The organism is Oscillibacter sp. UBA6647, assembly GCA_002455655.1.
Taxonomy (GTDB): Bacteria; Bacillota; Clostridia; order Oscillospirales; family Oscillospiraceae; genus Oscillibacter.
Genome location: DKLF01000144.1, coordinates 1 through 4,340, shown reverse-complemented (window position 1 = coordinate 4,340; position 4,340 = coordinate 1). Strand labels below are relative to the sequence as shown.

The following is a 4,340-nucleotide window of genomic DNA, read 5'->3' as shown; positions in this document are numbered from 1 at the left end:
GGAGCTGGGCCTTTGCCCGAAAAATCGGGACATCACGGTGAAAGCCGCCGGAGGGGACATGGTTGTCCGCTATACCGGGGAAGAGATGACGCTCACTGCCGATGCAACGCTGGTGTATGAGGGCGTCGCGGAATATTAAAAGAAACGGAAAAGCGCGGGCCGCATTGCGGCCCGCGTTCCTTTTAATAGATGGGAGGTTTTCTCCACCCGTCATGGGCCGGGAGATTCCATTGGAGGTAAGCCGCCTCTTACAGGGCGGAGAGAACCTCGTCGATGTCCGGCAGCTCCCCGATGGGATAGACCTTGACCCATTTCACAGTGCCTACCGCGTCCACCAGCACGTTGGCCCGGCCGGACATGCCGTGGTGCTCCATATACACGCCGTAGTCCTGCGAAACTTTGCCCAGAGGCCAGAAGTCGCTGACAAGGGGGGTGTTCTCAATGGCCAGAACTGTGGCCCAGGCCTTTTTACCCGGGGCTGGGTCTACGCTCAGTCCGATGGCCACGGTGTTCTTCTCTGCGAAAGCGTCGAAGTTACGCTCTAACGCCCGCATCTGGTCGGTGCACACGCTTGTCCACGCCAGAGGATGCCAGGACAGCAGTACCTGTTTGCCCCGATAGTCGGAGAGCTTGATTTCCTTGCCGAATCCGTCGGACAGGGTGAAGTCGGGGGCTTTTGCGCCCACTTGAATTGCGTTCATGCTGAATCCTCCTCTTTTCAAATAATGCTTGTGGAGCGGACCCGGCCCGGACGGCGCGCTCCTGCGTTAGGGGTGTTTTGTGTTTACCCAACAGCTTTCCGGGGAAGCGATGGTATCTGTATGGCCTTTCTATGAAAACCGTCATGGGTTGGGAACTCAGTCCGGAATGTGAATTTTTTCAAAGACCCATGCGGTCAGCTCGTTGAGGGAGGGATGGATAACCATGGAGTTGTTGATGGGGGCATAGGTCCCGAGGTTGGGGTACATAATTCGCAGGTCGTCCACCTCCCAAGCGGCCATGGCGCGCCGGACCTTCTGGCACTGATAGCCCGCATTCATGAGATATACGAAGGGCTGAAGCAGCACCGCCGCCTGCGGGCCCACAATGTGAACGCCCAGAAGCTTTTTATCATACCCGATAATCACCTTCACAAACCCGTCGTCTCCGTCGCGCTTTCGATAGCCCATGGCCCGACCGCCCACCACCTCGGAAAAGTGGTTGTATGCCGTCTGATACGGGATGCCCTTCTCCTGCACCTCCTGTTCCGTCAGGCCCAGATGCGCCACCTGCGGATGGGTGAAAACGGCCCATGGAACGGCGTCGTAGCGCACCTCCTGCTTACCTTCGCCGGAAAACAGATTTTGGCTGAGAATTTGGGCCTCAAAATTGGCCTTGTGCCGGAGCTGGTACTTCCCGTTCACGTCCCCCAGCGCCCAGATGCCGGGCTGAGAGGTTTCAAGATACCCGTTTGTCACAATCCAGCCGTGTTTGTCCATCTCCACCCCGGCCTTGTCTAAGGCCAGCGTGTCGGCATTGGAGCGGGTGCCGGAGGCCATAAAAATTTCCTTGCACTCTAAAACAGATTGCTCTTTCGTGGCGGCGTTTTCCACGGTGACGTATTTTTTCCCACCCTCGGCCCGGACGGAGACGGGGGTGCTGTGGGTCAGAATTTCAATTCCGTTTTCGGTAAACTGGCGGCTGACAAATTCTGCGACCTCCGGCTCCTCCTTATTCAGAATTCCGCCGGAGCGGACGAGAATCGTCACCTTTGTGCCGAACGCGGAGAAAATGTGGGCAAATTCTGTGCTGATGGAGCCGCCGCCAATGATTACAAGACTTTCCCATGGCTTTTTGGGATACTTTTCCCCGAAAAAGGTTTCCGAGGTGACGTAACCGGCTTCCTCCAAGCCCTCCACCGGAGGAACGGAGGTTCTGGCTCCCACCGCCAGCAGAAATTTGTCTGCGGTGATCTCCTCCTCCGTCCCGTCCTCTTGCAGAACGGTCATGCTGTTGGGACCGGTAAAAGCGCCGGTACCCTTGTACAGCGTCAGATTCGGAAGCTGCCCCAGATTTTTTTCGATGGTTTTGTGGAAGTCGATCTGTGCCCACATTCTGTGGGAGATCACCTCCCAGTCAATGGCGGGACGCCCCACGCTGACGCCGATGCGGGAAGCCCGCTCCGCTTCCCGGATAAAATCCGCCGGATAAACCAGCATTTTTGACGGAATGCAGCCCTTTGTCAGGCAGGTTCCGCCCAGCTTTGCCTTTTCTATCAGCGCGCAGCGAAGACCCTTTTCCAAGGCGGCCTCCATCACCATCAGTCCGGCGCCGCTTCCAACAATGACCAAATCAAAATGCTTCACCCTGCGATACCTCCTTTATGACTTATCCCGGGCTTGCGTGGCTTTCCCGGGCCTGTCCCTCATACTCCCTATTTTACCGAAAACCCTGCCCGCGTCAAGTCATTCAAGGAAAATTCCGGAATTTATACGCAGAGCGGTTAGCTGCCGGGAAGGGACGTTTGGCCCAAGGAGCACGAAACCCCATATGACAGGCGAATAATACTAAATTGAACCTTTGAACGCACATGAAAAGCGCCCACCCAGTATAGCGGGGTGGGTGCTTTTGACGTAATAAATGCAGGATTTATTGTGCCTTGTGTGGGCCGTGCTATGCGGGATTGCCGATATTTATTGTTATTAAGTACGGCTATTTGACAGAAAGATGTCGACATTAAAACTCTCTTAGCCCTGGCCCCATGTTATAAGCGTCCATGGGTCGCTGTTGCTGTCTCTCATCAAATACCACTGCCACGTATATTCGGAATCTTCCTCCAACGCAGTTTCTGTGCTGGACTTCACGGCAGAGTGAAATGTAGAATCAAAGACAATACATTCCTTATAGGTGGGATTTCCCCAAGTGTTGTATTCTTTAAGATAATGATTGCCTGCCTCGTCACCGTAAAATGAAAGAGAATGCAATATGCAGCCGTCCCATGTGGCAAATTCGCGTTGAATCGTTTCAATCGCCGAATCCATGTCTTGCTGTGTAAATTGCGTTGATGTTCCGTAATCAATGGCAATATCCGCAGGGGGCGTATTTGATTCGGCGGAGCTGCTGGCGTTTGTCTCTGGGGAATCGTTGGGGTCCTTAGTGTTTTTCCCACAACCAACTTAAAGAAGTAGAAGACATACCATAAGAGCGATACAGTATTTTTTCATAGATATCACGCTTTCCATCAATCTCAAGTTGTTAAGTTAAATTCCTTAATCCTATTAAGCTACATTGTATCACTTTTTGGACGGAAATGGTAGGGCCAAGAAGAAAACCATACAAGTGCAATAAGACGCTTGCGGGCCGGGAGGTTTCATCTGGCCGCGGCGCTGGCTGACAGCGGATGCATGGCGCGGATTCGTCTTGCAATCGGAGATGTGGTATGATAACATAAGGCATAGCTCGGATGCTTGTTTTTCGACAGTCAGGCTTGTCTGACTGTCTGTTTTTTGCTGTGGAGGAAGAACGATGCCGTTTTCAATGATCTGGCCCATTGCGCTAGTGGTGCTTTCAAACGTATTTTATAATGTGTGCTCCAAGGAGACGCCGGCGGAAATCAATCCCTTTGCGGCGCTGACCGTGACGTATGTCATCGGCGCGGCGTTTTCCGCACTGATGTATTTTGCCCTGAACCGGGGCGGTTCGCTTTTTCGGGAATATCAGAACATCAATTGGAGCAGCTTTGTATTGGGCTTCGCTGTGGTGGGGTTGGAGGCCGGATCCATTTATATGTACAAGGCGGGCTGGAACGTCAGCAGCGGGCAACTGGTTTACAGCAGCATTTTGGCCGTCTGCCTGATTTTGGTGGGTGTGCTTGCCTATCACGAGACGATCAGTCCCACCAAAATCGTGGGGATCTTGGTGTGCATGTTGGGGCTGTTCCTGATCAACAAATAAAGCCCCTGCGAAGGGCAAAAGAAAGAGCGCCGGTAAAAGGAAAATCGGACAGTGAGCGGGGCCGGGCGGGAAAATCCTGCCCGGCCCCGCCGTGCATATCCCATTGTAAATGTGCTCCGCGCCGGTCAGGAATTTCTCCATATTGAAGTCCGTTTTTATGCGACTGTTTCCGGCATGTCCCCAAAAAGCGAGTGTGAACCTGAAAAACTCTGCCGCTTCCTCCGTTTCCCGCTCCTTTCTGGGAAAAGGGGGACTATACGCCGCTGAGCACGCGGCGCGGAGCGGCGCACAGGGCATCCTCCATGCGGCGAAGCTGCTCCAGATGAAAGGACAGGGGAAGCGCATCCACCGCGAGGACGGATTTTCCCGCGCAGCCGTCCACACCGCCAGAGGCGATCACGGCTTGC

The 4,340-nt window shown here is 54.0% G+C and carries 3 protein-coding genes; 1 reads left to right on the top strand and 2 read right to left on the bottom strand.

Annotation, left to right across the window (positions count from 1 at the left end; all coding sequences use genetic code 11):
* Positions 1–248 precede the first annotated feature (248 nt).
* Both B2W96_RS10615 and B2W96_RS10610 read right to left on the bottom strand, forming a co-directional pair.
* On the bottom strand, positions 249–701 hold the full coding sequence (locus B2W96_RS10615; RefSeq protein ID WP_293010265.1) for a redoxin domain-containing protein: 453 nt from the start codon (positions 699–701) through the stop codon (positions 249–251).
* 156 nt (positions 702–857) lie between these two features.
* Positions 858–2,345 carry a dihydrolipoyl dehydrogenase family protein gene (locus B2W96_RS10610; protein ID WP_293010264.1) on the bottom strand — a complete coding sequence of 496 codons (1,488 nt, stop codon included), beginning with the start codon at positions 2,343–2,345 and terminating at the stop codon, positions 858–860.
* A gap of 1,159 nt (positions 2,346–3,504) precedes the next feature.
* Between B2W96_RS10610 and B2W96_RS10605 the strand changes: the two genes are divergently transcribed.
* Positions 3,505–3,933 (top strand): EamA family transporter, encoded by a 429-nt coding sequence (locus B2W96_RS10605; protein WP_293010263.1) that lies wholly within the window; start codon positions 3,505–3,507, stop codon positions 3,931–3,933.
* Positions 3,934–4,340 lie beyond the last annotated feature (407 nt).